At 61.4% G+C, this 321-nt stretch carries 1 protein-coding gene; it reads right to left on the minus strand.

The genetic code is table 11. The features are described from left to right. Positions 1-321: hypothetical protein (locus L691_RS32990; protein WP_036737380.1), on the minus strand; the 321-nt coding region annotated here is incomplete at both ends.

The following is a 321-nucleotide window of genomic DNA, read 5'->3' on the forward strand; positions in this document are numbered from 1 at the left end:
GTTTCCGTCTACTGCCGCAACCGTACCGCCTGCCGTGCTTGAATCCGCCGCGTTCGGGGCGCCCGAAGGACTTGCGGATACCTGCGTCTCACAGCTATGGTCAAGACCGCCAACTTTATAGATAACAGCCTCTCCTGTGCCGGAATCCACTTTAATCTCCGCAGGGTTGAACTTTCGGCAGGCGTCTGCAGAGGCGAAGGCGAACATCAGCGAGCTTCCGCCCTTACTGTCGCCATGCTCAAGATACGCGGCGGCTTCGGGATAACTTACGATCCCCGCCCCCTGCGAAGGGGAAGGCTGCGGCGAGGCTGGCGGAGCCGC

It is taken from the genome of Paenibacillus zanthoxyli JH29, assembly GCF_000520715.1.
Classification (GTDB): Bacteria; Bacillota; Bacilli; order Paenibacillales; family Paenibacillaceae; genus Paenibacillus_AQ; species Paenibacillus_AQ zanthoxyli.